The 510-nt window shown below is 48.6% G+C and carries 1 pseudogene; it reads right to left on the minus strand.

The annotated features are described in order from the left end of the window. Positions 1-3: 3 nt before the first annotated feature. Positions 4-510, minus strand: a pseudogene (trpD, locus tag FHK88_RS14050) (anthranilate phosphoribosyltransferase); the annotation flags it as partial.

Consider the following 510-nt stretch of genomic DNA (forward strand, 5'->3'; position numbering starts at 1 on the left):
ATTTTATCCAAGGGACTGGGTAAAAGTGGCTAGCTCCTCAAGCTTAGTCAATGCCATGCCATTTTGAATGACGGTTTGTGCGCGGCTGACACCATTAGCATAGTTGCTGGCTAGCCCTGCGACATAGATAGCCGCGCCCGCGTTCAGTGCAATCATATCACGTGCTTTTAATATTCGGTGATTGCTAGTATCCGTACCAGATAGCGCATCACGGATTAGCGCCAGACTATCAGCGGGGGAGTCAACGTTAAGACCAATCAAGGTCTGGGATTCAATACCCGCATCTTCAGGCACAATCTCATGGACGCTCACCTCACCATCTTTTAACTCGGCCACGGTGGTCGAGGTTGCTAAGCTAATCTCGTCAAGACCATCTTGGGCACCGACGACCATGACGTGATTGGCATCAAGGTTTTTCATCACATTGGCTAGAGGTTCACAAAGTTTATCAGTAAAGACCCCAATGACAAGATTAGGGACGCCAGCAGGATTGGTCAATGGTCCTAAAAT

Origin of the sequence: Psychrobacter sp. I-STPA6b (genome assembly GCF_020662265.1) — a bacterium.
Lineage (GTDB): Bacteria > Pseudomonadota > Gammaproteobacteria > Pseudomonadales > Moraxellaceae > Psychrobacter.